The 25,998-nt window shown below is 54.1% G+C and carries 23 protein-coding genes; 7 read left to right on the top strand and 16 right to left on the bottom strand.

All coding sequences use genetic code 11. From position 1 onward, the window contains the following. Window positions 1–6: 6 nt before the first annotated feature. Together U2W12_RS19260 and U2W12_RS19255 are read right to left on the bottom strand one after the other, a co-directional pair. Window positions 7–1,134: a transglycosylase SLT domain-containing protein gene (locus tag U2W12_RS19260; protein WP_326502324.1), complete on the bottom strand. Its 1,128-nt coding sequence runs from the start codon at window positions 1,132–1,134 to the stop codon at window positions 7–9. Window positions 1,135–1,148: 14 nt separating this feature from the next. Beyond that, complete coding sequence (locus U2W12_RS19255; RefSeq protein WP_326502323.1) at window positions 1,149–1,835, bottom strand: HAD family hydrolase; 687 nt, start codon at window positions 1,833–1,835, stop codon at window positions 1,149–1,151. Between the two features lie 152 nt (window positions 1,836–1,987). Between U2W12_RS19255 and U2W12_RS19250 the strand changes: the two genes are divergently transcribed. Further along, a complete protein-coding gene (locus U2W12_RS19250) occupies window positions 1,988–2,569 on the top strand; it encodes an RNA pyrophosphohydrolase (protein WP_326502322.1) in 582 nt (193 codons plus the stop codon). 25 nt (window positions 2,570–2,594) lie between these two features. On the opposite strand, the gene cpdA is transcribed toward U2W12_RS19250, so the two are convergent. The 8 genes from cpdA to U2W12_RS19210 all read right to left on the bottom strand — a co-directional run bounded on the left by cpdA (window position 2,595) and on the right by U2W12_RS19210 (window position 11,911). Next, window positions 2,595–3,386, bottom strand: a complete 792-nt coding sequence (gene cpdA, locus U2W12_RS19245) for a 3',5'-cyclic-AMP phosphodiesterase (protein ID WP_326502321.1) — start codon at window positions 3,384–3,386, stop codon at window positions 2,595–2,597. 9 nt (window positions 3,387–3,395) lie between these two features. Further along, entirely contained in the window at window positions 3,396–4,712 is a 1,317-nt protein-coding gene (gene argA / locus U2W12_RS19240) for an amino-acid N-acetyltransferase (RefSeq protein WP_326502320.1), read from the bottom strand. 131 nt (window positions 4,713–4,843) lie between these two features. After that, on the bottom strand, window positions 4,844–5,668 hold the full coding sequence (locus tag U2W12_RS19235; protein ID WP_326502319.1) for a hypothetical protein: 825 nt from the start codon (window positions 5,666–5,668) through the stop codon (window positions 4,844–4,846). Window positions 5,669–5,903: 235 nt separating this feature from the next. Beyond that, window positions 5,904–7,151, bottom strand: coding sequence for an SIR2 family protein (locus U2W12_RS19230; protein WP_326502318.1), 1,248 nt, complete (start codon window positions 7,149–7,151; stop codon window positions 5,904–5,906). A 170-nt stretch (window positions 7,152–7,321) separates the two neighbouring features. Further along, window positions 7,322–9,019, bottom strand: a complete 1,698-nt coding sequence (gene ilvD, locus U2W12_RS19225) for a dihydroxy-acid dehydratase (protein WP_326502317.1) — start codon at window positions 9,017–9,019, stop codon at window positions 7,322–7,324. Between the two features lie 88 nt (window positions 9,020–9,107). Next, on the bottom strand, window positions 9,108–9,785 hold the full coding sequence (locus tag U2W12_RS19220) for a TIGR04211 family SH3 domain-containing protein (protein ID WP_326502316.1): 678 nt from the start codon (window positions 9,783–9,785) through the stop codon (window positions 9,108–9,110). A 39-nt stretch (window positions 9,786–9,824) separates the two neighbouring features. Next, complete coding sequence (gene argF, locus U2W12_RS19215; RefSeq protein WP_326502315.1) at window positions 9,825–10,727, bottom strand: ornithine carbamoyltransferase; 903 nt, start codon at window positions 10,725–10,727, stop codon at window positions 9,825–9,827. After that, a complete protein-coding gene (locus tag U2W12_RS19210) occupies window positions 10,724–11,911 on the bottom strand; it encodes an acetylornithine transaminase (RefSeq protein WP_326502314.1) in 1,188 nt (395 codons plus the stop codon). Before U2W12_RS19210 ends, argF begins: the two co-directional genes overlap by 4 nt. 173 nt (window positions 11,912–12,084) lie before the next feature. On the opposite strand from U2W12_RS19210, the gene grxD reads away from it, so the two are divergent. The 4 genes from grxD (at window position 12,085) to galE (ending at window position 17,574) form a co-directional block, all read left to right on the top strand. After that, window positions 12,085–12,408, top strand: coding sequence for a Grx4 family monothiol glutaredoxin (grxD, locus tag U2W12_RS19205; RefSeq protein WP_326502313.1), 324 nt, complete (start codon window positions 12,085–12,087; stop codon window positions 12,406–12,408). Window positions 12,409–12,670: 262 nt separating this feature from the next. Continuing rightward, window positions 12,671–14,239 (top strand): hypothetical protein, encoded by a 1,569-nt coding sequence (locus U2W12_RS19200; RefSeq protein WP_326502312.1) that lies wholly within the window; start codon window positions 12,671–12,673, stop codon window positions 14,237–14,239. A gap of 10 nt (window positions 14,240–14,249) precedes the next feature. After that, window positions 14,250–16,157, top strand: a complete 1,908-nt coding sequence (locus U2W12_RS19195) for a cytochrome c peroxidase (protein WP_326502311.1) — start codon at window positions 14,250–14,252, stop codon at window positions 16,155–16,157. Window positions 16,158–16,551: 394 nt separating this feature from the next. Then, the gene (gene galE / locus U2W12_RS19190) at window positions 16,552–17,574 is read left to right on the top strand and encodes a UDP-glucose 4-epimerase GalE (protein ID WP_326502395.1); all 1,023 of its coding nucleotides are present in this window, start codon (window positions 16,552–16,554) and stop codon (window positions 17,572–17,574) included. A 344-nt stretch (window positions 17,575–17,918) separates the two neighbouring features. Here galE and bioD read toward each other — a convergent pair whose 3' ends face one another. The 5 genes from bioD to bioB form a co-directional block, all read right to left on the bottom strand. Next, the gene (gene bioD, locus U2W12_RS19185) at window positions 17,919–18,596 is read right to left on the bottom strand and encodes a dethiobiotin synthase (RefSeq protein WP_326502310.1); all 678 of its coding nucleotides are present in this window, start codon (window positions 18,594–18,596) and stop codon (window positions 17,919–17,921) included. Window positions 18,597–18,601: 5 nt separating this feature from the next. Continuing rightward, the gene (bioC, locus tag U2W12_RS19180) at window positions 18,602–19,408 is read right to left on the bottom strand and encodes a malonyl-ACP O-methyltransferase BioC (protein ID WP_326502309.1); all 807 of its coding nucleotides are present in this window, start codon (window positions 19,406–19,408) and stop codon (window positions 18,602–18,604) included. Then, entirely contained in the window at window positions 19,405–20,196 is a 792-nt protein-coding gene (gene bioH, locus U2W12_RS19175) for a pimeloyl-ACP methyl ester esterase BioH (RefSeq protein ID WP_326502308.1), read from the bottom strand. The genes bioC and bioH overlap by 4 nt, the downstream gene beginning before the upstream one ends. Then, window positions 20,193–21,356 carry an 8-amino-7-oxononanoate synthase gene (bioF, locus tag U2W12_RS19170; RefSeq protein WP_326502307.1) on the bottom strand — a complete coding sequence of 388 codons (1,164 nt, stop codon included), beginning with the start codon at window positions 21,354–21,356 and terminating at the stop codon, window positions 20,193–20,195. Before bioF ends, bioH begins: the two co-directional genes overlap by 4 nt. A gap of 218 nt (window positions 21,357–21,574) precedes the next feature. Continuing rightward, complete coding sequence (bioB, locus tag U2W12_RS19165) at window positions 21,575–22,576, bottom strand: biotin synthase BioB (RefSeq protein WP_326502306.1); 1,002 nt, start codon at window positions 22,574–22,576, stop codon at window positions 21,575–21,577. A gap of 22 nt (window positions 22,577–22,598) precedes the next feature. On the opposite strand from bioB, the gene U2W12_RS19160 reads away from it, so the two are divergent. Both U2W12_RS19160 and U2W12_RS19155 read left to right on the top strand, forming a co-directional pair. Continuing rightward, a complete protein-coding gene (locus U2W12_RS19160) occupies window positions 22,599–23,327 on the top strand; it encodes a ComF family protein (protein WP_326502305.1) in 729 nt (242 codons plus the stop codon). Between the two features lie 50 nt (window positions 23,328–23,377). Further along, entirely contained in the window at window positions 23,378–24,955 is a 1,578-nt protein-coding gene (locus U2W12_RS19155) for a glycerol-3-phosphate dehydrogenase/oxidase (protein ID WP_326502304.1), read from the top strand. Here the strand turns inward: U2W12_RS19155 and corA are convergent. Further along, window positions 24,933–25,997, bottom strand: a complete 1,065-nt coding sequence (gene corA, locus U2W12_RS19150; protein ID WP_326502303.1) for a magnesium/cobalt transporter CorA — start codon at window positions 25,995–25,997, stop codon at window positions 24,933–24,935. The two genes, U2W12_RS19155 and corA, sit on opposite strands and share 23 nt — an antisense overlap. Between the last annotated feature and the right edge of the window lies 1 nt (window position 25,998).

Genomic DNA, 25,998 nt, shown 5'->3' with positions numbered 1-25,998 from the left:
GGCGCTTTATAAATTGCCATTCAAACCCGGTATGCCGATGTTCTGGATATGGAGCGCATTCCTGCCCTCTTCATAGGCCAGCAGTTTGCCTTCTTCGCGCCAAAGCCGGAAGGCCAGCGAATAGGATAATACGCGCACCGGATAGCCGCGCGGCATCTCCTGGAGATAGGGCTGAATGGTCGTAAAATCCGAGGCGTGGTATTGGTTCATGATGAAACGCAAACCGCCGTTGGCGGGACCGATGTTGTAGGCCAGGAGCGCCAAAAACAAGTCTTCGTTCATTTCAGCCAGATAATGCTTAAAGGTCGCGGCCGCAACAAAGGCATTGTGTTTCGGATTTTGTAAGTCCAGTTTGTCGATCTCCAATCGCTTGGAGGCTTCTTTGATGATCGCCTTCGGCACTTGGGTAATCTGGAACAAGCCGCGCCCGCCGTCGGCGCTGTCTCTCGGCAAGAACGAAGATTCGGCTGCGGCAATGCCGTGCAGGATATTCACGTCGACATCGAAAGCCGCGGCCGCGGCCTCGATCGCGGGCGTAAATTCCTTGGACCGGTCCAGCATTTTTTGCAGGTCCTTGGCGCCGTAACGCCGGTAAGCGGCATAAACCTGATGTGACAGGGTTACCCGCCCGGCTTCTTCCTTGCCGCCAACCAGCGTGCGGAATTGTCCGTAGGCCAGCGCGAAATTATCCTGCACGCTAAACCAGCCGATGATGATAGCCAGACTGGCGGCGATCAAAGGCGTCAAAAATTCTGACTTCAAATGCAGCCATTGCCGCAACCGCCACCAGCCGAGCACAAAAAAGACCGCCATCAGCACCAACAGCAATACTCCGAACGCAAACGGCAATAAATTAGTGAAAAAACGGGTGCCGGTGAAGCGGTCGGCGGAATAACCGAGCAGCACGATAATCACGGAGATTGCGACGCTCGCCAGGCTGATCAGTTCGATAGCGATCATCGCCAGCTTTCGCTGCAGATAACCGGGCGGCGGCGCTTTCTTCTTTTTGCGGGATTTCGAGGCGCCTTTTTTGCTCGTCGATTTTTTTTTATGTGTCGCCGGTTTACGTTTCGGTTTCGGCTCAGCTTCAGGCGGCGTTATATCGGCTTCGGGTAGGCTTTCCTGTATATCCATAATGGGCTATGGGGTCATTTGTGCAAATGATCGGCGGGACACACGCCGTTGCGTAGACTAATGATAGGCCATTTTGCCGATTCCGCATGCCGCCGCAAGGTGTCATCGGGATCGACCGCGATCGGGTTTTCGACCTTGTTCAGTAGGGGCAGGTCGTTGTGCGAGTCGCTGTAAAACCAGCTATTTTGTAACGACTCATGCGAACTTTGCAGCCAGTTTTCGAGATAAGCGACCTTGCCTTCCCGAAAACATGGCAGGCCGATGAAACCGCCGGTATAGCGTCCGTCCGTGAATTCCGGCGTGGTCGCGAGCAGGTTTTCGATGCCGAACAGTTCCACGATCGGTTCGGTTACGAAACGGTTGGTTGCAGTGATCACCATCAGCGTATCGCCGCGCTTTTTATGTTTGGCGACCAGTTCGAGAGCCGGTTGCAGCAAGAGAGGGCGGATGATGTCCTCGACGAATTCGTCGCGCCACCGGAAAAGCCGTTCCGCTGTATGCAAGGACAAAGGGCGCAGCGAAAATTGCAAAAACTCGACGATGTTCAAGGTGCCGTGTTTGTAGTCGTCGTAAAACTTTGCGTTCGCCCGCTCATATTCATCTTTGTCTACGATGCCGCGATCAACCAAAAATTGTCCCCATAAATAGTCGCTGTCGTCGGCTATCAGGGTGTTGTCCAAATCGAAAATTGCTAAACTCACAGCTATCCTGTCAATAATAAAAGGCTGATCGCCTATGGAAACTCGGTTGATTTTATGGTTCAATGAAGTATTAATTTAACTGCCCCCGCCATCCTGGCAATTTTATCATATACGCGTTCGGGATAAGGCAAGGCAAACAATAAGGTTTTGACATGATAGACTCGAAAGGATACCGGCCCAATGTCGGGATCATCCTTTGCAATGACGAGGGTCGCGTGTTTTGGGCAAAACGGATGGGGATGAATGCTTGGCAGTTTCCTCAAGGCGGTATCAATCAAGACGAAGACCCCGAAACGGCGATGTATCGTGAATTGTGGGAAGAGACCGGTTTGCAGCAGCAGCATGTTCAGGTGCTTGGGCGGACTCGTTACTGGTTAAGATATAAACTGCCTGAACGTTACATTCGCAAAAATACGCTGCCGATTTGTATCGGACAAAAACAGATCTGGTTTATGTTGCGGCTGGTCACGCATGAATCCAACGTGCGTTTCGACCATTGCCCTAAACCGGAATTCGATAGCTGGCGCTGGGTGGATTACTGGGAGCCGCTGAATGATGTCGTTTATTTCAAGCGCAAGGTGTATCTGCGTGCAATGACCGAATTGAGCGTGATTTTGGCCATCGAAGGGGGGCCTGTCGAGGCGGCGGGCAAAACGGTTGGAGAAAGGCAAACGGCGAGACCTCCCAAAGGCTACCGCAGATTCAAAAACAAAAAGGCCGGGGCAAGGGCATAGTTGTGTTCTCGATGGGTAAGGATTTTCAATAGGGATCGGCTTTAGGCCGTAAACCGCTGAGCGCTTCCGGCAAGCGGTAAACGGCGGTTTCCAGACCGCCGTCCCGCTGCAGTCGAATCATCCGGTAGCCGGGCGCGGTATCGACTACGCTGAATTCCAGGCTTTTCGGCTCGAATTGAAAGCAGGTCGAGGGTGCGCTGAAGATGCGTAGCGATTCAACTTGCTTGTCCACCACCTGGTGGATATGGCCGCAAGTGACCGCCTCGACCTTAGGGTAGCGGTGCAGCACGGCAAGAAATTCATTACTATTTTCGATCATCATCGCATCGAGCCACGGGCTGGCTATCGTTAGGCAAGGATGATGCACCGCAATCAGCGCGTGCCGATCCGGGTAAGCGCGTAAGCAGTCTTCCAGAAAGTCCAATTCCTGCTTTGCCAACCGTCCGCCGGGTTTGCCTGGAATCCGGCTGTTCAAGGCAATGATCTGCCAGTCGCCGATGAATGTTTGTTTGTTGCAACTGACCCGGCCCACATTCAAGGCGCTTTGCATCAGCGCATCGTCATCGTGATTGCCGGGTAGGCAAATGCAGCGGATGCCGTAAGTCTGTAGTTTTTGTTCGATGCGCTGATAGCAGTCGAGATAAGGGTCTTGCGTCAGGTCTCCGGTGACCAGGATCAACTCGATTTTGGGATTTGCCGCGAAGGCATGGTCTAGAACCCGGTGAAAATAATATTCCGTGTCGATGCCAAGCATCGTCTCACCGGCATGCGGAAGAAGATGCAGGTCGGAAATTTGCAGGATCGTATGCGTCGGCATGCCGGGGTTTCAGTCGATCGATTTGCAGAGAATCTTGGAGTTTCTCTGCGGATTATAAAGGCTCTTCAACGAATCCGGCAGGCTGGGTAAATCCGACTGGCTGAATCCCCGCTCGATGAACCAGTGCATCGTCTGCGTCGATAAGGCGTATATCTTTTTCAATCCCATGCGCTTCGCCATACCATAGGCATATTCCAGCAACCGGTTGCCTCTGGAAGCGCCTTGGTAATCGGTATGCACGGCCAGACAGGCGATCACGCCGCTTTGGCTCTGTTCGTCCCGATGCAGTGCGGTGCAACCGATGATTAAACCGTCGCGTTCGATGATGATGTAGTCGGCGATTTCCATTTCGATTTTTTCGCGCGAGCGTTTAGCCAGAATGCCGTGCTGTTCGAGCGGTTTAATCAGTTCCAGAATGCCGCCGATGTCGTTCAGCGTCGCCGGACGCAATTCTTCGAACGGCGTCGCGCTGATCAGCGTACCGACACCGTTGCGGGTGAACAGCTCGAGCAACAGCGCGCCGTCGGTCGTGCGGTCGATCAGATGTACCCGGTCGACGCCTGCGTTCGAACAGTGGATCGCGGCTTTCAAGGGCAGGCTGACGATCATCGGAAGGCCGGGGTGTTGCTGCAGAAACGCGCAGGCTTCGAGAGTCGTCATCTGCTGGATTTGTTTGCCGCTGTCGGGATCGCAAAAGCTTTGCTCGGTCAGCAGAATCAATTTTTCGGCTTTCAGCGCTATCGCAACCTGCGTTGCGACCTGCTCTGCTGACAGATTGAAAACTTCGCCGCTCGGCGAATAGCCGATAGGCGAGATCAGCACGATCGCATCCTGATCGAGTTGCTGCGCGATCGCCGTGCCGTCGATGCGCCGCACTTCGCCGGTATGGCCGTAATCGACGCCGTCGATCACGCCGATCGGCTTGGCGGTTACGAAATTGCCGGAGGCGACCCGCAACCCGTAACCCGCCATCGGCGTATTCGCCAAGCCCAGCGACAACAGTGCCTCGATCTCGACCCGCGCGGTACCGGCCGCTTCCTTCACGCATTGCAAGGCCAGATCGCTGGTGATCCTGAGGTTGTTGTGAAATAGGGCAGGGGCGTCCAGTCTTTTCAGCCGCTCGTCGATTTGCGGGCGAATCCCGTGCACCAACACCAGACGAATGCCGAGGCTTTTCAGCAACGCGAAGTCGTGCACCAGATGATCGAAATCCGGGTCGAGTAAGGCTTCGCCGCCGAAATTGATCACGAAGGTTTTATTGCGGTGCGCGTGGATGTAGGGAGAGGAATCTCTGAACCAGTTGACGAAGGATTGGTTGGGCAACATGAAATGTTAGGTTTATTGATTATGCAGTTCGAACTTAACTTGATGAAGAAATAAGTTGATCGTAACGATCATGCGGGCCAATCATTAGGAAGCTGACGATAGTGAAACCAAAACTCTGGTGTGGCAAAGAATCAATCGGGAACCAAATCGTCTTGGTAAACGAGGCCTGGCATCTTGCAAATATAGACGGGGTGAGGAACTGGCATAGCAGGCGATCCACTCCGGATGATCTTGAACTTCGATGCTCCTTGGTAGTCGGCTCCAGGGAGCGGTCTGAGTGTCACGCCATAATTGGTTTGGGGACCTTTTGCCTCGCCCGAAGAGCTTTGGCAGATGTTCACCAGCATTTCCTTCCGATCCTCGTCGTACGATTCGATGCTGTCGATGATTCCGATGTGGTAATTGTCCCATATCACGAGGCAGAGCCGCTCAACCTCAGTAATTGATTTCACTGGTTTGAACTCACGGCGGTAATCGGCTGGGTAATACGTTTTGTATTCCTTCCAGACTCCAGCATAAACAAGATACTGGGACACGAAGCCGATACAATCGAGACCGAAGACCTTCTTCTCGACCATCTTATTGAGGATTGCCTCGGCATCGAAAGTCGGATTGCGGAAATACTCCTTATTCTTGAGTTCCGGTGCCGCACGCATTTTGTCCATGTTGTCGGTCATATGCTCCATCAGTAAAATGAAGTCGTCAGGATAGCCTTGGCCCGTGGTCAAGCGTCCGATATTGCGTGTATAGCTGCTAATCTTCTTTCGTGTCGACTCGTCGGCATATATCTTTTGATTGGCATAGCCGATGACCTGTGCGGCTTCTGCATTCCCGCCGAACTGTGGAGCGGAACACACATACTGTTTAAGCGGGATGTTCATGTCGTAGACAGGCAGACCTGGATCGGTGAGGTAGTCAACGAAGTCAGACGGAGTCTTGGTGACGATGATGGACATGGGAATTCCTCCAAATATGATCTGACGGAACGGACAGGAAATTCAACTGCTTCATTTTAATTATTCCACCTTAATGCCATTATTACAATTACAAGCACCAACCCCCTCTGTCAAGTCCCGTGAGCTTGTATCTCTCCAAACAACGCGTAGGCTGGGTTGGAGCTTTGCGGAAACCCCGCACATTTGTGCCTGAATGCTGGGTTTCGTGCCTCAACCCAGCCTACGCGCTACGGTCCTATTGCCTCAAAATATTCACAATTTTTTGATAATTAAAGCAGGCTTTTTGCATACCACCGTACCAGATAGATAAAGGAGTATTTGGATCAGTTGAGCTTTCAAATTCATCTATTTCATTTAATTTTTCAACTTTCGTTGGAAAACTATAATTGAGCCATTTCATTGAATGAGGGTCGATACTAAACGGAAACGTAGGAGCCTTTAAGGCAGGCAATATATCGTAAGAGGATCTAACTGTCATGGTGTCTCTCTTAGCTTTATCTATAATTACCACGGGACGCCTGCCGTTATGATGAAATCCTGAAAATGCTGAGTTCAAGTGATCATCTTGGAAACCATATCCAAGAAATAAAACTCCCTCGCATTCATGCACTAATCTGCCCAGTTCAGCATGATAAGTTCTGAACGGTTCGGGTTGCAGTTGTGATAACTTACCATATCCAAGCACGATTTCAGAGCCTGGAAAAATCAGCCCTTCTTTGGTGTGTCGACTTGATCTTCCTCTAGCCTTTAAAGCCTCAAGATCAGGGCCTTTGGAGAGATCATGTAGCCAGTTATTTCTTTCCCAAAAATCGAAATGAACTGAACCGTGAAGATGCAGTAAACACCGCCAGATTTTGCGGTAAAAAATGGTTTCTGGCTTAAACAGCCCAGTGTCGGAGGCGAATCCAGTATTTATCGGACGGAGTGCTTGATATACCAGATCATCGTAGTTTAGGTTGACGATAGCCAGCTCAAAATCATTATCCAACTGGCTTAAAAATCCATTCCATTGTATTAGTTGATTTTTGTACTTATCATCAGTCTTAACATTTTGACATCTTTTTCTAAACTCAAACAACAGCGATTTAGTCAAATCCGAAGCAAGGTTGTTTAAGACCTGAGTTTCGGTTGCTCGATGATGCCCAAAACACCGTATATCCGGTAGTTTCCTTCCGCTAAGAAAAGCGCCAATCGGAGAGGTAAAAATGCCGTTTAAGAATACGGCAGGCAAGAGATATAAAACATATAAAACCTCTTCGAAATTAGTAGCGGACCTAAGATGTTTTTCTAAATGATTTTTCTTATATCGCTCAATTTCTCGAACAAAAAATGAATAAAGATTGCCGTATTCATTGCTAGCTAAGGGATAACCTATTTGCGCCCATTTAGAGAATAAGATATTGATGCATTTTACAGAAGGCATACCAAGTTCTATGGATGCGCCCGCACCGACCACCACTAGAATCTTCTTCTTTTGAGGCATATTAAAATTTTAAGCTTCGTAGTCATGTGGGCAAACAGCTTTATCGTTTGTCCACTATCCGCTGATATATTGATGGGCAGCCTTGTAGGTTGGGTTAGCGATAGCGTAACCCAACGTTTGTGTCTTCGATTGTTGGGTTACGGCTGACGCCTAACCCAACCTACATTTCATCAATCCAGGTTGTCCGTGACTGCGCCTTTGGATGCAGAACTGACCAATTTCGCATATTTCGCCAACACGCCACGGGTGTAACGCGACGTTGGCTGTTTCCATTTGTCGAAACGGCGGGCAATCTCGTGCTCGTTCACATGCAAGGTTAACTGATTGGTTTCCGCGTCGATGGTGATTTGATCGCCGTTTTGTACTACAGCCAGTGCGCCGCCGGTGTAGGCTTCCGGAGTAATGTGGCCGACTACGAAACCGTGCGTGCCGCCGGAGAAGCGGCCGTCGGTGATTAGGGCAACGTCCTTGCCGAGCCCCTTGCCCATCACCGCCGAAGTCGGCGACAGCATTTCGCGCATGCCGGGGCCGCCTTTCGGACCTTCGTAGCGGATCACGATCACGTCACCCTTGACGATATCGCCGTTCAGAATCGCTTGCAGGGCCTGTTCTTCGGCATCGAAGACTTTCGCCTTGCCGGTGAAGACCAGGCCTTCCTTGCCGGTGATCTTGGCGACCGCGCCTTCGGCGGCGAGATTGCCGTACAGCACGACCAGGTGGCTGTCTTTCTTGATCGGCCGATCCAGTGGATAAATCATATCCTGGCCTTCCGGATAAGGCTTCACGTCGGTCAGGTTTTCGGCCAGCGTCTTGCCGGTCACGGTCAGGCAATCGCCGTGCAACAGGCCGCGGTCGAGCAGTTCCTTCATCAACGGCTGAATGCCGCCGATTTCGATCAGTTCGGCCATCGAATAGCGGCCGCTCGGTTTCAGGTCGGCGACCATCGGCACGTGTTTGCCGATGCGGGTGAAATCGTCCAGCGTCAGTTCGACGCCGGTCGCGTTCGCCATAGCCAATAAATGCAGCACCGCATTGGTCGAACCGCCGAGCGCAATCACGACCGTGATCGCGTTTTCGAACGCGGCCTTGGTCATGATGTCGCGTGGCTTGATGCCTTTTTTCAACAGTTCCAACACCGCCGCGCCCGCGCGTTCGCAATCGAGGCGCTTGTCTTCGGAAACCGCCGCCTGCGCGGAACTGTTCGGCAGGCTCATGCCCAGGGCTTCGATCGCGGACGCCATCGTGTTCGCGGTGTACATGCCGCCGCAGGAACCGGCGCCCGGAATCGCTTTCGCCTCGATTTCGGCCAGTTCCGCGTCGTCGATCTTGTTGTTCGCGCGCGCGCCGACCGCTTCGAAGACAGAGACCACGTCGAGCTTCTTGTCTTTATGGCAGCCCGGCAGAATCGTGCCGCCGTAAACGAAGATCGCCGGACGGTCCAAACGAGACAAGGCGATCATGCAGCCGGGCATGTTCTTGTCGCAGCCGCCGATCGCGACGATGCCGTCAAAACCCTGGCAGCCGACGACCGTTTCGATCGAATCGGCGATTACTTCGCGCGACACCAGCGAATATTTCATGCCTTCGGTGCCCATCGAGATGCCGTCGGAAATCGTAATCGTGTTGAAGATCACCGCTTTGCCATTGGCTTGATTGACGCCGCGCGCCGCATCGTCGGCCAGTCGGTTGATGTGCATGTTGCAAGGCGTTACCATGCTCCAGGTCGAAGCGATGCCGATTTGCGGTTTGTTGAAGTCTTCGTTGGTGAAGCCGACCGCGTGCAGCATCGCGCGGCTCGGCGCGCGCTCCATGCCGTCGACGACCAGGGATGAAAAATGACGGGTTTTATCGGTGCCGGGATTGTCCATGTATCAGTTCCAGGAAAATGTTGAAAAAGGAAAAAAGGGGGGCAATTCTTTAAAGATCGCGCGCCGATTTTCCGGCTGTAAAGATCGATTAAAAACTATCCCAGTTGCTTGTTTTGCGTCGCCAGCTCAGTTTCGGCAGAACGAAGCCCAAAAACATGCCGAGGGAGGCGACGAGGCCGCCATAGAGAAACCAGTCCTGCTCGGTGCGATCCTTCAATGCTTCGTTTTCACGTTCCAGTTGCTTGACTTCTTTTTCGATCTGCACGTAGCGTTCCTGATAATCGTCGCGCTCAGCCTTGATCTGGGCCGCCTCGGCAGCGGTTTCTTTGAGGTCGCTGAGTTCGCGGGCCAATTGATCCCGTTCCTTGCTCAGGGATTGTTCGAGCGTGGTGCCGGGCGTGATGAACTGTTTCAGCTTGATCAGCTCGAGCTTCATCGCCGCGTTTTCGGATTTCAGCGTCGCGTTCTCTTTTGTGGTCGACGCCGGTTGCGTCTGGCTCGGTGGCTCTTTTGCCGTGTTGTTGGTTAGGATATAACCCTCGGTGCCGTCTTGCAGACGTATGCGGGAATAACCGCTTTTCTTGTTGATTTCCAATACGGTCAGCGGAGCGCCGGTCTCCAGTATGCGCACCACGGCCCCTTTATTGCTTGCCTCGCTGCGCAACGCAATGATGTGGGTGTCTGTCACATAGACGGTCTTGGGCGTCTCTCCCGCATGGGTGGCGCCGATCATCAGCAAAGCAGTGAGGAATAGACGTTTAACCATGGGATCTCTTGAGGGGGCGGGGGAGTTGAAATTTTAACGTTATTTTCCGCAGATGAGAAATTCGAGCAGTGCTTTTTGCGCATGCAGACGGTTTTCGGCTTCTTCGAAAACGACGCTTTGCGGGCCGTCGATCACACTGGCCGCGACTTCCTCGCCGCGGTGCGCGGGCAGGCAATGCATGAACAGCGCATCCGGCTTTGCGGCGTGCATGATATCAGCTGTGATTTGATAATCCTTGAAAGCCGCTTCGCGCAATTTTTGTTCTTTTTCTTGCCCCATGCTGGCCCAGACATCGGTGACAAGAAGGTCGGCGTCCTTGGCCGCATCGATCGGCGCGGCGAAAAACCGCACATGATCGCCGGCCGCTTGTACGATCGTCTGATTTGGACGGTAGCCGTCCGGGCAGGCGAGATGCAGGCGAAAGTCGAGAAGCATCGCGGCATGAATATAGGAATGGCACATGTTGTTACCGTCCCCGATCCAAGCGACCGTTTTGCCCTTGATGTCGCCGCGCTTTTCGAAATAGGTCTGCATGTCGGCCAACAACTGGCAAGGGTGCTGCTCATCGGTCAGTCCATTGATTACCGGTACCCTGGAATTCAATGCGAAATTCGTCACCATTTCATGGCTGTGGGTGCGCAGCATCACGCAATCGACCATGCTGGAGATTACCCTGGCGCTGTCTTCGATGGGTTCGCCGCGGCCCAGTTGGGTATCACGAGGCGAAAGAAACATCGAACTGCCGCCGAAATGCGCCATGCCGGCTTCGAACGAAACACGCGTGCGGGTCGAGGATTTTTCAAAAACCATCGCGAGCACCTTGCCTTTCAACGGCTCAAAATTGGGATCGCGATGTTTTTTGAGTTCGATTGCTCGATTGATCAGTTTCCGGAATTCATAGCCGGTAATGTCGAGCAAGCTGATGAAATGTCTGACTTTCATAGTGTTACAACTTGTGCGGTATAGTCTTTAATAAGGCCGGATAAGGTGGCGGCGAGCAATTCGATTTGCGCATCGTCAATAATCAATGGCGGCAGCAGACGAATCGTTTTTTCATTGGTCACGTTGATCAACAGGCCTTGCTCCAGAGCGAGGGAGACCAGATCGCCGCAAGGCCGATCCAGTTCGATGCCGATCATCATGCCTTTGTGGCGAATATCGACAATGCCCAGGATGCCGCTAAGGCTTTCGGTCAATGTCGCGTGGATGGCGCGACCTTGCCGCTCCGCCCGTTCAATCAGATTCTCCTGCTCCAGCGTTTCCAAGACTGCCAAAGCCGCGCTACAGGCAAGCAGGTTGCCGCCGAAGGTCGAGCCGTGGTTACCCGCGGTCAGAACCTGCGCGGCCTTGCCGTGCGCGAGACAGGCGCCGATCGGGACGCCATTGCCCAAGGCTTTCGCGAGCGTTACCACATCGGGCAGTATGCCGTTGTGCTGGAAGGCGAGAAATTTACCGGTGCGGCCGACGCCGGTCTGGATTTCATCCAGCATCATTAATAAATGGTGCCGGTCGCAAAGGGCGCGTATCCGGTTCAGATAATCGGCCGCCGGCACATTCACGCCGCCTTCGCCCTGTACCGGTTCGACCAGAATCGCGACCACTCCGCTGTTTTGGGTCAACGCCTGTTCGATCGCCGCCACGTCGTTATAAGGTACGCGGATGAAGCCTTCGACCAAAGGTTCGAAACCTTGCTGTACTTTCGGGTTGCCGGTCGCGCTCAAGGTGGCCAGTGTGCGTCCGTGGAAACTTTTTTCCATCACGATGATCCGAGGAACATCGATGCCCAGACTGTGGCCGTATTTGCGCGCGATTTTGATCGCGGCTTCGTTCGCTTCGGCGCCGGAATTGCAGAAAAACACGTTATCCATGCCGCTCAATTCGGCGAGCCTGGAAGCCAGCGTTTCCTGCACCGCGATGCCGTAAACGTTCGACGTATGCAAAAGGGTTTCGCTCTGTTTACAGATTGCGCGGTGCACGGCCGGGTGCGCATGTCCCAGACTGCAAACCGCAATGCCGGACAAGGCGTCCAGATAGCGCTTGCCGTCGGTGTCCCACAACCACGCGCCGGACCCGCGCGCAAAGGTCACCGGCAGGCGCCCATAAGTTGGCATGATGTGACTACTCATTTCAATTGCCTGTAAACGAGAAAAACCGGCGACTTATCGCGGCCAGCAGAAAAAAAGGCTCGATTATAAATTTCTATTGACTATCAGGCAAGTAGCGGCGTAAAGATTTGCTTTTTTAATGCGCGCAAACTTGCTAGAATCAACCGCTTTCCTTTATTTGAGTGTTAACAAAAATGAGTGTCATTGACAGAATCAAATCCCAGTTAGAATCGAATTCCGTAGTCCTTTACATGAAAGGCTCGCCCGATTTTCCGCAATGCGGTTTTTCAGGCCAGGCTGTGCACATTCTGGATTCTTGCGGCGCAAAATATGCCTATGTGAATATTTTTGAAGATCCCGAATTGCGCGAGGCGTTGAAAAGTTATTCGAATTGGCCTACCTATCCGCAGTTATATATCTCGGGCGAACTGGTCGGCGGTTGCGACATCATGACCGATTTATACCAAAAAGGCGAACTGGCTAAAATGCTGGAGGCCGCTGCTTCCGTTGCCGGCTGATTTTCCGCGTTTTATTCCTTTCCGACCAAAGTCCCGGCGTTTGTCTAGGATAAAGCCGGCTTCATGTCGCCGCCATCGGGCGGCGACTCTCTTGCATTGTAAACTTCAGCAACTTTCTTTATTCAGCGGGTGCTGATCGACGGCGAATCGATTATGCTTCGCATTCAATCGGATATCTTGGGAATTTGCGATCTCTGATGTCGACAGCGTTAAAATTGGCTGATAAGCTTAAAATTTAAGGCTGGGAAGAGGATGCAAACAGATGAAGGTGCCGGCATACTTGTGGTTGGGAAGGCTCGCTGCGGTTTATTTGCTCTGGTTGACACTCTGGATCGTATTGGGCGACCAGTCCTTTGGCCTTAATTTTTATAATTGGGACCAGACGGCGGTAGCGCTCGCGGCTGCGTTTACGGCGTTTTTTACCGCTTGGAAAACCGATAAGCCTTATAGGGCTTTTCTGCTGTTTCAGAGCCTGAGCCTGGTTATGCTCAGCGTGTCATGGGCAACCTACGATCCCGACAACATTCATCGTGCTTTCCATTTTAAGCATGACGATCTGCCGCCTTATTCCAGCATCAGCTATGGCGGCTTTGCTTTTTTCGGCGTTTGCGCCTGGGGTTATCTGGTCCTCGAACAGTGGTTATGCTATCCGCCGACTACGTTGACCCGGGCCGTTTTTGCACTGTTGTCCGCCGGCTTGTTTTTAATCCTGGCCAATTTTTATTATCCGCTTTATTCGCCGTTGCTCGGCGCAGCATCAGGCAGGCTTGATGCAGTGATATCCGGCTTTGAGTTTCTAATGCTGGTGCTCGGTTTAATTTGTATTCTGCTGAAGCAATCGCTGGCCTTGAACATGACGCTGTTGGCAACGGCGTTGGTGTTGGCGAGTGACTTGGCCTATAGCGAGAACGATGTTCCGTATGGAATCGAGGCGGTCTGGATGTTTGGGCAGTTATTGATGCTGGCGGCGTTCACGGGATTTTCCGGTCAGCAACTGCAAGCGAACGGCAGTCAGGAATTAGGCAAGGGGCGGTCGGGCCTGTCGGCGGTGCTGATACTCTTGTCGCTGGGCGGATTGCTGTTGGCGGTCGCGGTGGGCTTTTTGCCGATTCATCGGGTTTGGAAATCGTTTTATGCGGTGTTATTCGTGGTCGCGCTGGCCGTGATTGAAGTGTGGCTGACCGACCGCTTTGATGATACGGTCAAATATCTGAAACATCATGTCCAGCGCCTGCTGCATAATCGTCTCCGGTCAGAGGACTGGAAATCGGCAGATACCCGTATTTATGCGACATTGCAATCGACAGGACTTGGCGGTTATCTCGATTTTCTGGACGCGTCCGCGCTGAAACTCAAGCGGGATGTGATCTTTCTCGGCCCGGAAAGACTGTTTCCGGTTGCGGCGGCGGATGAAGGCGAAACCGGAACAAAAACATGTTTCTTGGTGATGCCTTTCAGTCATGCCTGGTCGAACGACGTGCACAAAATCCTTTCCGGCGCCTGCAAGGCGCTGTCGGTACAAGCGGTGCGCGGCGATGACGTGTTCACGCCGACCGATATTCTGGTCGACATCTGGAAAAGTCTCAATATGGCAGATTTTGTGATCGCGGACATTACCGGCCGCAATCCGAATGTGCTTTATGAACTCGGCATCGCGCATACGCTGGCCAAGCCGGTGTTGATTATTTCGAGAAATGCCGGCGACATTCCGATCGACTTGAGCACCCGGCGGGTAATCCTCTACGGACAGAATGAAGAAACCTGGCGCGAGGATTTGGAATTAAAAGCCAGTCAGGCGATCTCCGAAATCATCCGTGCTTATGGTTTGTAAAGGAAAGTGAATGAGATTTAGAGGCATCAACATACAGGGTTTGCTTGTCTGCTTGTTAGTGGCAAATCGTTTCCTGGCCGCCGATCTTCGTGCGGCGGATCAGCCGCCGCTTGCGCCGGGATACGGCAATTTGCAATTCACTTTGCCGGAGCCTGGTACCTATCAATTGCCGCCCTTGGGCGAAGCCGCCGACGGCAACGTGCTGGACAGTCACGGCAATGCCTTGAAACTGCATGATTTACTAGGCGGCAAGGTCGTGCTGCTCAGCTTTGTCTATTCGACCTGCAACGATGTGAACGGTTGCCCATTGGCGACCGCCGTGCTGCATAAAATCAAGCAGCGCCTGGCCAAGGAAGCGGATATTGCGGCCAAACTCCGGCTGATCACGTTCAGTTTCAATCCCGAGCATGATACCCCTGAAATGATGGCGAAATATGGCGAGGAATTTCAAGCGCCGGGCGTCGAATGGCATTTTTTGACAACCGCATCCGAAGCCGACTTGCAGCCGATTCTCGACGGCTACGGGCATACGGTGCAGAAGGTTTATGACGCCGAGGGCAAAAGCACCGGCACGTTTTCGCATGTGCTGCGGGTTTATTTGATTGATCAGGATAAACGCATCCGCAATATTTATAGTGTATCGTTTCTGCACGCGGATACGCTGATCAATGACATCAGGACATTGCTGACCGCCGCACCGAAAGCCTCGGTAAAAAAGGCTGCCTCGATCGGCAAGCCGTCGCTTTATCAGTCCGGCGATAATAAGTCGCATTATGATAGCGGCGATTATCAGACCCATTCGGTTTCGATGAAGGAGAGGCAAGGCAAGTCGATCGATCTTCTGGCTCACGCACGAAAGCCGATTCTGGGCTTGCCGCGCGTACCCGTGCCGAAAGACAATCCGCTGACCGCCGCAAAAATCGGCCTGGGCCGCAAACTGTTCTATGACCGCCGCTTGTCGCTGAACAAGACGTTTTCCTGCGCGATGTGCCACATACCGGAGCAGGGCTTTACCAACAACGAAATGGCGACTGCGGTCGGCGTTGAAGGAAGGAGTGTTCGGCGCAATTCGCCGACCTTGTATAACGTGGCTTATCTTACCAGTCTGTTCCATGATGGCCGGGAGACGACCTTGGAACAACAGGTCTGGGCGCCGCTCCTGGCGCACAATGAAATGGCGAATCCGTCGATCGGTTATGTGTTGGAGTCGATCGCACGAAACGCCGACTACCACGGACTGTTTCAAAATGCCTTCGGCAGGGGGCCGAGCATGGAAACCGTCGGCATGGCGATCGCCAGCTACGAACGTGCTTTGAATTCGGCCGCTTCTCCTTTCGACCATTGGTATTACGGTAAGGATAAAAAAGCGCTGGATGAGCAAGCGCAACTGGGCTTCAAACTGTTTACCGGCAAGGCGCAGTGTTCCGGGTGCCATACGATCGACTCCCGCTTTGCGTTATTCACCGATAACGGCTTCCACAATACCGGCATCGGTTACGCAGGCGCGATGGGCGGCACGACCGGTAAGCAGCGCGTGCAGGTTGCACCGGGCGCATTCGTCGAGGTCGATCGCGGGATCATTGCTTCGGTCTCCGCCGGCAAGGACAACGACCTCGGCCGCTATGAGGTCACCCAAAAGCCCGAGGACCGTTGGAAATACAGGACGCCGCCGTTGCGCAATGTCGGTTTGACCGCGCCTTACATGCATGACGGCAGTCTACAAACATTGGAAGAGGTGGTACGGTTTTATAATGAAGGCGGACAGACGAATGAAAATCTGGACCCGATGATCCATCCCTTACATTTGAGCAATGAGGAGGTTGCGGCGTTGGTCGCGTTTCTGAAAAGCCTGACCGGTTCGAGCATCGGCGATCTGGTCGGCGATGCTTTTGCCGCGCCGGTCGGCGACGCGCGCTAAAAATTTCATTGGTGTAATCAACGCTTGATCGAGTTGCCGCGCCCAACATAAGATTTATCTATCATTGCCGGAGGATTCCTACAAGTCAGTAATATGGAGAAACCGCCGACTGTCAGCATGAAATCCGTCTCCGCAAGGTGCTTGAGAGGCAAGCCCAACCAAGCACCTTGCGAAAAATCACATTACGCTATAATAAAAAAGGTTAAGTGTGGATTGTAATATCCCTTTTCCTGTTTTAAGCCAATGATAATCGACTGGATTGTCAAGATTTAATTGGTGTCATCCTGAAATCGGGACGGGCGAAGACGATTTTGTTCACATGACCTTAGACCGGTGTGATCGCCTCTGTTTGTTACTCCTGAGTTTATTCTTCCAAACTTGATAGAGCCATGAAATTATGATTTTAGTTACTGGAGGCGCCGGTTATATCGGTTCTCACACTTGCCTGGAACTGTTGCAGGCCAATTATTCAGTCGTTGTGGTCGACAATTTTTGCAACAGTAAAGAAGAATCGCTGCGTCGAGTAGAAAAGCTGTCTGGGCGCAAAATTACACTGATAAGAGGCGATGTCCGCGACCGGATTTTGCTGCGGAAGGTGTTTGCGGAGCATAAAATTGACGCAGTGGTGCATTTCGCCGGCCTGAAGGCGGTTGGCGAGTCTGTGCAGAAGCCTCTTGTTTATTATGATAACAATGTCGCCGGTAGTGTAGCGCTTGCCGAAGTCATGGAGGAGTACGGGGTGAGGACGCTGGTATTCAGCTCTTCAGCCACGGTCTATGGTAATCCCGACAGACTTCCGTTCCGCGAGGATTTTCCGGTTGGGGCAACGACCAATCCCTATGGAAGCTCCAAATTGATGATAGAGCAGATTTACCGGGATCTGGTTACCTCCGATCCGGAATGGCGGATTGTGCTGTTACGCTACTTTAACCCGGTCGGTGCGCATGAAAGCGGCATGATCGGAGAGGATCCCAGCGGCATTCCCAATAATCTTATGCCTTTTATTGCTCAAGTCGCTACTGGCCGTCTTGAGGAGCTAAGTGTGTTCGGCAACGATTATGCAACTCCCGACGGTACTGGAGTGCGTGATTATATTCATGTGACTGATCTGGCTTTGGGCCATCTTGCTGCATTGAAAGCCATTCCGGAAATGAGCGGCGTGGTGGCGATTAATCTTGGCACCGGCCGAGGATTTAGTGTGTTGGAAATGGTGAAAGCTTTCGAAGCAGTCAGCGGTAAAAAAGTGCCTTTCCGTATCGTTCCCCGTCGCCCAGGCGATATCGGTGCGTATTATGCCGACCCGACACTGGCTTTTGAATTGTTAGGGTGGAAAGCCGAACGCGGAATTGAGGCCATGTGCCGCGATACTTGGCGCTGGCAATCGATGAATCCGGGCGGATATGCGGAGAACGATTAGCAGCCTGCCGCTTGGGTTGGCAGGTAGGCTATCGATGTATTAAAGAGTGGTATCGGTAGGTCAAAACAAACGTCCTTGCCATAGGGGGCTCACGGCCTTGTAAAAGGGCCGCCTCGGGCCCGGGCATCAGGCGTAATTCTTATCATGGGCTTCCGTCAATTCTCGCTGCGCGGCCTTCGAGCCTTGGCAGGCAAATGGAAACGGGTCGCTTTAGCCTTCACTGAAGCGGATGCATGTGCTTTCTTACGCTTGGGAAGCGGAGATCGTGAGTGGTGAGCGCTTAAACAGATCAAGCGCTCGACAGTAAACGATAGCGGATCGTTTTCATCCGGCAGCCCGTGGCTTTAGCCGATAAGCGCTTTGTTCAAAGCCAAAAAATCCGCCAATGCGCTGAAATCAGGTTGTTTCAAATACGGTAATACGCCGAGTAAAGGAATGTGAAGCGCCTGCTCGAGAGTGCTGATATTGGCTTCAGCATATGGCATGTCGGCATCGGTACGAACCGCGATCCAGCCGGCAAACTTGAGCCCTTTTATAGCGATCGCTTGCGCGGTCAATTTAGCATGATTGATACAGCCAAGTTTGATTGCTACCGTCAGGATTACCGGCAATCCGAAGGCCAGCGCAAGATCGCTGATGTCTTCCCGATCATTTATCGGTGCATACCAGCCGCCGGCGCCTTCGACCAGGACGATATCGGCCAGGTTTTTCAGTTGCTCGAAGCGGGACGTCAGCGCGGCTAAATCGACGGGGTTATTCTTTCCGGCCAGATGCGGCGAGATCGGGGGTTCGTAGGCATAAGGATTGATAAGGTCGTAGTCGATATGAATGCTAGCGTATTGTTGAAGCAGCAATGCATCATCATTTTTTAATTTGCCGCCCTCAACCCGGCAGCCCGAGGCGACCGGTTTCATGCCAACAACCGTTCTGTGCTGATTTTTGAAGGCCTGCATCAACGCCAGTGTCGCCCAAGTTTTGCCGGCATTGGTGTCGGTGCCGGTGATGAAATAGCCTTGTTGCATGATGTTTAGGCTCTTGCAGAAACCAGCAAAATTTCGAAGGTGGCAGGAATCGAGAGTCCGTAACGGTGGCGTTCATAAGCGCTTGACATCGCCTGCATCCGCGCTTTGCCGGTTAGGTTTTTCGGGCGTGCAAGATGTGAGTTATGAGCTCCGATCTGTTTCAGTTCGCGCATTAGATCGATTACCGACGCATAGCGGGAGATATGCAAAGTCCGCTGAATCCGGCAGGCGCTAAAGCCTGCCGCTTGCAAGAAGCTCATCAGTTCCTGTTCGTGAAGAAAGGCGTTCACATGCGGCAGGTCGTCAACCTTTGCCCAGGCGCTTTTGAGTTCGTGCAGGGTCTCTGGGCCGAAGGTCGAGAAGATCAGCGGGCTGCCTGGCTTCAGTATCCGCCGCAAATCGGCAAGCACTTTTTCCAGCGGGTCGCACCATTGCAGGGCCAGATTCGAATAGACGCCATCCAGGCTATCGGTTGCGAACGGCAGCCGTTCGGCGTCGGCGCAGACATAATTCAGCGCCGGTTTTGAACCCTTTTTTCGGTTCAGTTTACAACGCGCGGCTTCGATCATCGACGCTGCAATATCCAGCGCGATCACTATGTCGGGTTTGCACTCGGCGGACAACAAAAGCTCGGCCAAATTGCCGGTGCCGCAGCCGAGATCGAGCACGCTGCCTTGCATGCCTTCGGTCTCGGCCAGTTGGGTGACATCGATCGCGCTGCGCCGTTGCAGCGCCGCGGCCTGATCATAAGTCGCCGAGGCGGCGGCGAACGATTGTTTGATCCGGGATTTATCGAGCAGCGCCGCGTTCATCGTGACTCCATGAAGCCGCAAATGAGCCGAATCAGCTCTTCCTGATGGGTCAGGAAGGGCACATGCCCGGCTTTTTCGAGCAGATGCAATTGCAGGTTCGGTTGCAGGCGCTGCAAATGCGCGCCGACCGCGTGTGGAACCAGCGTGTCCCTGCCGCCAAGAATCGCCGCGAAGGGGCGGTCGAACGCCGCCAACGCCGGGCGCAAGTCGGCTTCTTTCAGGATCTTCAGGCCTTGCCGCAACGCGGTATTGTCGGGCGGGTCGCACTCGAAAACCGCCGCTTTCAAGGTCTTCAACAGGGCTTTCGTATCCGCAAGGCCGTGCACTTGCAGCGCCAGAAAGCGCAGCAGGGTTTGCTGGGCATCTTCGCTCAACTGGCCGGAAAAGACGTCCAATACGCGGGGCGAAACGCCCGGCCAATGGTCGGGGTTATTGGCCGCATCATGGGTGCGGATAAACCTGGGATTGCCGGCCAGCAATATCAATGCCTCGGCGCGCTCCGGAAAGCGGGACGCGATGTCGAGCGCGACCGTCGCGCCGAGCGACCAGCCCAGCCAGCAGGCCGGCTCATCGCCAACCGCGGCGACAAGCGCCGAACCGAGATGCTCCAGATCGAAAGCAGAAATCCTGCCACTACGCCCATGTCCCGGCAGATCGATGCAGGTGACGCGATATTGCCTGGCCAACGCTTTCGCGAAAGGCCGCCAGATTCCCGTGTGCATGCCCCAGCCGTGGATCATCACGATAGACTTGCCGTGACCGTAGGTTTCTGTATGGAGGTGTGTCATGTCGCCTTGAGCCTGTCCAATGAATCCAGCAGTCTGTCGATTTCGGCTTCTTCATGCGCGGCGGAAAAGGTTACCCTGAGCCGTGCGCTGCCTTGGGGTACGGTCGGCGGCCGGATCGCGCCGACCAAAAAGCCTTGATCAAGCAAGGCCTCGCTGAACGCCGTGGCTTTCCGGCTATCGCCGATCAGAATCGGCTGGATAGGCGAGGGGGACGGCATCAGCTCGAAGCCGATTTGCAGAGCGCCTTGCCGGAAGCGTTCGGTCAAATGTTTCAGCTTGTCGCGCCGCCAGTTTTCGGCGCGGACAAGCTTCAAGCTGGCGCGCGTGGCTTCCGCAATTGCGGGCGGCAGCGCGGTGGTGTAAATATAAGTGCGCGCTTTTTGAATCAACAGTTCGATCAGGGTGTCGGAGCCCGCCACGAAGGCGCCGAAGGTGCCGAACGCCTTGCCCAGCGTACCGACCAGTACCGGTACGTCGCTTTGCCGCAAGCCGTAATGTTCGAGTACGCCGCCACCCTGCTCGCCGAGTACGCCGAGGCCGTGTGCGTCATCGACCATCAGCCAGGCGTCCTTATCTTGGGCGAGCCTCGCGATGGCCGGCAGCGGCGCCAGATCGCCGTCCATGCTGAAGACGCCGTCGGTCACGATCAGTTTTTTACCGCTGACGGCGTTGAGGGTATTCGCCAGATGTTCGAGATCGGCATGCCGATAGCGCTTGAAGCGCGCGCCCGACGACAATCCGCCGTCGACCAGCGAGGCATGGTTCAGGCGGTCTTCGATCACCGTATCGCCGCTGCCGATGAGCGCGGAAATCGCGCCGAGGTTCGCCATGTAGCCGGTAGAGAACAATAAGGCGCGTTCGCGGCCGCAAAACTCGGCCAGTTCCTCTTCGAGCGCGTGATGGGCTGCGCTATGGCCGCAGACCAGATGCGCCGAGCCGCTGCCGACGCCGTAACGGTCGGCGGCGTTTTTGAACGCGCGGATCACTTCCGGATGATTCGCGAGGCCCAGATAATCGTTGCTGCAAAAATTGATCAGCTCGCGGCCGTCTGCAGTCAGATGGACGCCCTGGGGCGAGGCAACGATTCGCCGTTTGCGGTACAAGCCTTGAGCGGCGACTGCTGCGAGTATGTTTTCGGCATCGGTCTGGAAGGAATTCATCGAAAAAATCAGGCTAGGCTGGCCTTTAGAGGTAACTTGAGCGGGGCGGGGTTTGCGCCCCCGTTCCAAACGTTTCAATGCGTACATGGGGGCATTGAACCGGATATATCCAGGCGCCAAACGTTACGGACGGGATGTATATCCCGTCCGGCGGCGAAGAATAACGATCTGCGCCGGAGCGTATCCTTAAGGGCATAAACGGGAACGATGCATGGCGACTATTGATGCGCGTAGCTCGATCCGCCCATATGCACGCCCAGCCGGTCGAACAGCGCTTTGTCGCGATTCGTCATCGGGTTGTCGGTGGTCAGCAGTTTTTCGCCGTAGAAGATCGAATTGGCGCCGGCCAGGAAGCACAAAGCCTGCATTTCGTCGGTCATGCCGGTGCGGCCTGCGGACAAGCGCACCCGGGAATTCGGCATCATGATCCGGGCGACCGCGATGGTCCGGATGAAAACAAACGGGTCAAGCGCTTCGACGCCCATCAACGGCGTGCCTTCGACCTGCACCAACATGTTGATCGGCACGCTTTCGGGATGCGCGGGCATATTGGCCAGCTCGAGTAACAGCTTGGCGCGGTCGTCGTCGCTTTCGCCCATGCCGACGATGCCGCCGCAGCAGACGTTGATGCCGGCGTCGCGGACGCGCGCGAGCGTATCGAGACGGTCCCGGTAGGTGCGGGTAGTGATGATTTCGGAATAATACTCTTCGGAGGTGTCCAGATTGTGATTGTAGTAATCGAGGCCGCCATCCTTCAGGCGCGCGGTCTGTTCGTCGGTCAGCATGCCGAGCGTCACGCAGGTTTCCATGCCCAGCGCTTTGACGCCTTGCACCATTTCGACTACTCTCTCAATATCCTTGTCCTTCGGTTTGCGCCAGGCCGCGCCCATGCAGAATCGGCTCGCGCCTTCGGCCTTGGCACGCTCGGCGGCTTTCAGTACGTCCTCGACCGGCATCAATGCCTCCGGCTTCAGGCCGGTGTCGTAACGGGCGCTCTGCGGGCAATAGCCGCAATCTTCCGAGCAGGAGCCGGTCTTGATGCTCAACAGGCTGCTGACCTGCACTTCGTTTGGATCGAAATAGGTCCGGTGCGCGCATTGCGCCTTGAAGATCAGGTCGTTGAAAGGCAGTGCGAACAGTGCGCGCACTTCGTCGAGCTGCCAGTCATGGCGGATCGGCGCGGCGGCTTCGAGGGCGCTGGCGGCGGGATGGGCGGTCATGCGAAAGATCTCCGGGGGTAAATTGAAAACTGATCAACCCATTCATGTGAAAATGGTGAACAACTGGCTCGATATTATACAGCAACTGCTGTTTCCGCCAACCTGTATCCTGTGCGGGAATGCGGGTCAGGCGGGCCGCGATCTTTGCTCTCACTGCCAGCTGCAATTGCCGGTCAATGCTTGCTGTTGTCCGTGCTGCGCGAATGCGATGGCCGCGGCCGAGTCCGATAGGCTTTGCGGACGCTGTATCAGCAGTCCGCCCGCCTTCGATAAAGTCCATGCGCCTTTTTTGTATCAGGAAGGCATCCGCTATTTGATTACCGGTTTGAAATTCAGCGCTCGCCATGCGCATGCGCGTTTGCTCGGCCAATTGCTCGTTGAGCATGTCCGGCAGCAAGCACGGATGCCCGATTGCATCCTGCCGGTGCCTTTGCACAATGCGCGATACCGAGAACGCGGTTTCAATCAGGCGATTGAAATCGGAAGAGTCGTTGCCTCCGAGATTGGGGTTCCGCTTGATTTGACCTGTTGCCGACGGCGGCGCGATACCCCGCATCAGGCTGGGCTGAGCGCTAAACAGCGGCGCAAAAACATCAAAAATGCCTTCGAACTGGCCAGGCCGGTGCCATACCGCCATGTCGCGATTATCGACGATGTGATGACGACCGGTTCGACCGCGCATGAGATGGCTTCGCTACTCAAACGGCACGGAGTCGAGAGGATCGATGCCTGGGTTTGTGCACGGGCTTGATTCAGCATTTATATTATGATGAACAAAACCACGCAATTTACGGAGAGGACATGAGCCAAATGATGGTGCGCGATTTTTCCCGTTTGAATGATCTGACCTTCGATGTGCTGATTTGCGGCGGCGGCATTTACGGGGCCTGGACCGCCTATGATGCGGCCTTGCGTGGCCTCAAAGTCGCGCTGGTCGACCGAGGCGATTGGGCGAATGCGACATCGAGCGCATCGAGCAAGCTGGTGCACGGCGGCCTCCGTTATCTCGAGAATTTCGATTTCAAGCTGGTGCGCAAAACGCTGGCCGAACGGCAGATGCTGATGGTCGCAGCGCCGCATCGTGTGCGGCCCTTGCGCTTCGGCGTGCCGGTTTGCCGGGGCAGCCGGCTCGGCAGTTTTCGGCTGGCTGTGGGGCTGACGCTGTATGACGGACTGGCCGGTTCGATCGCCGATGAACAAGGTTTTCGGCGTTACGATGGCCGCGAGTTTGCCGGGCGCTTTCCATGTTTGCGGACATCGGGGTTGAAGGCCGGCTTTACCTATCTCGATGCGCAGACCGACGATGCGCGCCTAGTGCTGGAACTGGTTGCGGGCGCCGAAAGTGCCGGCGCCGTCTGTTTGAACTATTGCAAGGTCAGCGATTTTTTCGAACGGAACGGCATACTTGTCGAAGCGGTAGTGACCGATCAACTCACCGGAGATAGCGTCACGGTGCAGGCGAAACAGTTCGTGAATACGGCCGGGCAATGGGCGCGTTTGCTGGATGCTGAATGCAGCTACCGCTTGAGCAAGGGGGTGCATCTGATTCTGCCGAACCTGTTGGACAAGGAAGCTTTATTGTTGACCGCGAAGTCCGACGGCCGGGTGTTTTTCATGATTCCCTGGTATGGAAGAACCCTGGTCGGTACAACCGACACCGATTATGACGGCGATCTCGATGCGGTCAAGGCCGAGGATAAGGACATCGATTATTTGCTGAATGAGGTGAATGGCGTCGTCAAAGACGCGAACTGGATGAAAACAGACATCATCGGCGCTTTCGCGGGGCTGCGGGTGTTGAAGAAGAGTGATCGGTCTTCCCCGTCCGCGGTCAGCCGGGACTGGGAGTTGCATGTCGGGGACAATGGCCTGTTGACCTCGATCGGCGGCAAACTGACTTCGGCCAGAAGCGATGCGGCGCAGATTGTCGATAAACTCTGCGATCGCCTGGGAGTTCGGCAGCCGTGCACAACCTTCGGCAAGCCGCTACCCTGGTCGCCGGGGCCCGATTTTCAAGGTTGGTCAGCAGAGGTGACCCAGCGCGCCCTGGAAGTCGGAATCGATAGCGAAAGCGCGAAATGGCTGCTTTTTCGTCATGGAAGCCGCGCCTCGGAAGTCTTGGCGTTATGCGAAGACCATCCCGAATCGGCCGCACGGATCATTCCTGAGTCGCCTTTTGTCGTCGCCGATTTGCTGTTTTGTGCGCGTACCGAAATGGTCGTGCATCTCGAGGACTTGCTGCGGCGCCGGCTGCCTTTGCTGATTCTGGCGAAGTTGAAGCCGGAAGATCTGCGGCGGATCACGGACATCGTCGCGCCGGTATTGGCTTGGGATCAAGGACGGCGCGAGTCGGAACTCAAAGCCACTTGCGTTTCCTGAAGAAATTCAACAATAGGCCCGATATCGCGATAAAAATGACCCATAGCAACGGATAGCCCCATCGCCATTTCAATTCGGGCATGAATTCGAAGTTCATTCCGTAAACTCCGGCGATGAAGGTCAACGGGATGAACAGCGTCGAAAACACGGTCAACACCTTCATCGTCTCGTTCATTTTATTGCTGATGCTGGACAGGTAAATGTCCAGCATGCCGGAAATCAGGTCACGGTAGGACTCCAGCGCTTCGATGATGCGTATCGCGTGGTCATAAACATCGGTGAAATAATGTTTGGTGCGTTCGCTCAATAGCGGCGATTCGCTGCGATGGATCGCGGCCAGCAGTTCCCGGAGCGGCGAGATCGAGCGGCGCAAATATATCAGTTCGCGTTTGATTTTCTGTATCGCCGTCAGCGTATCGTTGGTCGGGTTGGTCAACAGTTCGTCTTCTATCGTTTCGATCAGATCGTCAAAGGTATCTTGCAGAGCGAAATATTCATCGATCACCGTGTCCATGATCACGTAAACCAGATAATCGCTGCCTTGAGCGCGTAGATGGCTTTGCGGGATATTCAGTCGGTTGATGATAGGGTCCAGGATGTCGTCGGGTTTTTCTTTGAAAGTAAAGACGATGTTATTCAGCAGGAGTAGGCTGATTTGCTCGTATTCGACCGATGCGTCACCGTTCTGCAAGGTAATCGCTTTGAATACGATGTACAAATAATTCTCGAAATCCTCGAATTTGGGGCGCTGATGCGTATTCAGAATGTCTTCGAGCACCAAGTCGTGGATGCCGAAATACCGCCCGATCGCCTCGATTACCGAGACATTCTGCAAGCCGTTCACAATGATCCAGGTGATCGTGTCGGGCGTGATGTAGGGCAGGATGTCGTCGACCGAGGCAAGCGTGCGTTTTTCGATTTGCGAGGCGTTGTAATTGATCACCGAAATGCTTTGGATGTGATCATGTACATCGCCGACATGCACCAGCGACCCTGGCGGCATGCCCGATTTTTCGGAGGCGTAACTTAATGATTCAATCATT

The sequence above is a fragment of the Methylomicrobium sp. Wu6 genome (genome assembly GCF_035916875.1).
In the GTDB taxonomy this organism is placed as follows: Bacteria; Pseudomonadota; Gammaproteobacteria; order Methylococcales; family Methylomonadaceae; genus Methylomicrobium.
This window is presented reverse-complemented; position numbering and strand designations above follow the sequence as displayed.

Bases quoted from the DNA above. Each gene is read 5' to 3' on its own strand.
- U2W12_RS19260 (WP_326502324.1), bottom strand. From the start codon at position 1,134: ATGGATATACAGGAAAGCCTACCCGAAGCCGATATAACGCCGCCTGAA.
- U2W12_RS19250 (WP_326502322.1), top strand. From the start codon at position 1,988: ATGATAGACTCGAAAGGATACCGGCCCAATGTCGGGATCATCCTTTGC.
- cpdA (WP_326502321.1), bottom strand. From the start codon at position 3,386: ATGCCGACGCATACGATCCTGCAAATTTCCGACCTGCATCTTCTTCCG.
- argA (WP_326502320.1), bottom strand. From the start codon at position 4,712: ATGTTGCCCAACCAATCCTTCGTCAACTGGTTCAGAGATTCCTCTCCC.
- U2W12_RS19235 (WP_326502319.1), bottom strand. From the start codon at position 5,668: ATGTCCATCATCGTCACCAAGACTCCGTCTGACTTCGTTGACTACCTC.
- U2W12_RS19230 (WP_326502318.1), bottom strand. From the start codon at position 7,151: ATGCCTCAAAAGAAGAAGATTCTAGTGGTGGTCGGTGCGGGCGCATCC.
- ilvD (WP_326502317.1), bottom strand. From the start codon at position 9,019: ATGGACAATCCCGGCACCGATAAAACCCGTCATTTTTCATCCCTGGTC.
- U2W12_RS19220 (WP_326502316.1), bottom strand. From the start codon at position 9,785: ATGGTTAAACGTCTATTCCTCACTGCTTTGCTGATGATCGGCGCCACC.
- argF (WP_326502315.1), bottom strand. From the start codon at position 10,727: ATGAAAGTCAGACATTTCATCAGCTTGCTCGACATTACCGGCTATGAA.
- U2W12_RS19210 (WP_326502314.1), bottom strand. From the start codon at position 11,911: ATGAGTAGTCACATCATGCCAACTTATGGGCGCCTGCCGGTGACCTTT.
- grxD (WP_326502313.1), top strand. From the start codon at position 12,085: ATGAGTGTCATTGACAGAATCAAATCCCAGTTAGAATCGAATTCCGTA.
- U2W12_RS19200 (WP_326502312.1), top strand. From the start codon at position 12,671: ATGAAGGTGCCGGCATACTTGTGGTTGGGAAGGCTCGCTGCGGTTTAT.
- U2W12_RS19195 (WP_326502311.1), top strand. From the start codon at position 14,250: ATGAGATTTAGAGGCATCAACATACAGGGTTTGCTTGTCTGCTTGTTA.
- bioD (WP_326502310.1), bottom strand. From the start codon at position 18,596: ATGCAACAAGGCTATTTCATCACCGGCACCGACACCAATGCCGGCAAA.
- bioC (WP_326502309.1), bottom strand. From the start codon at position 19,408: ATGAACGCGGCGCTGCTCGATAAATCCCGGATCAAACAATCGTTCGCC.
- bioH (WP_326502308.1), bottom strand. From the start codon at position 20,196: ATGACACACCTCCATACAGAAACCTACGGTCACGGCAAGTCTATCGTG.
- bioF (WP_326502307.1), bottom strand. From the start codon at position 21,356: ATGAATTCCTTCCAGACCGATGCCGAAAACATACTCGCAGCAGTCGCC.
- bioB (WP_326502306.1), bottom strand. From the start codon at position 22,576: ATGACCGCCCATCCCGCCGCCAGCGCCCTCGAAGCCGCCGCGCCGATC.
- U2W12_RS19155 (WP_326502304.1), top strand. From the start codon at position 23,378: ATGAGCCAAATGATGGTGCGCGATTTTTCCCGTTTGAATGATCTGACC.
- corA (WP_326502303.1), bottom strand. From the start codon at position 25,997: ATGATTGAATCATTAAGTTACGCCTCCGAAAAATCGGGCATGCCGCCA.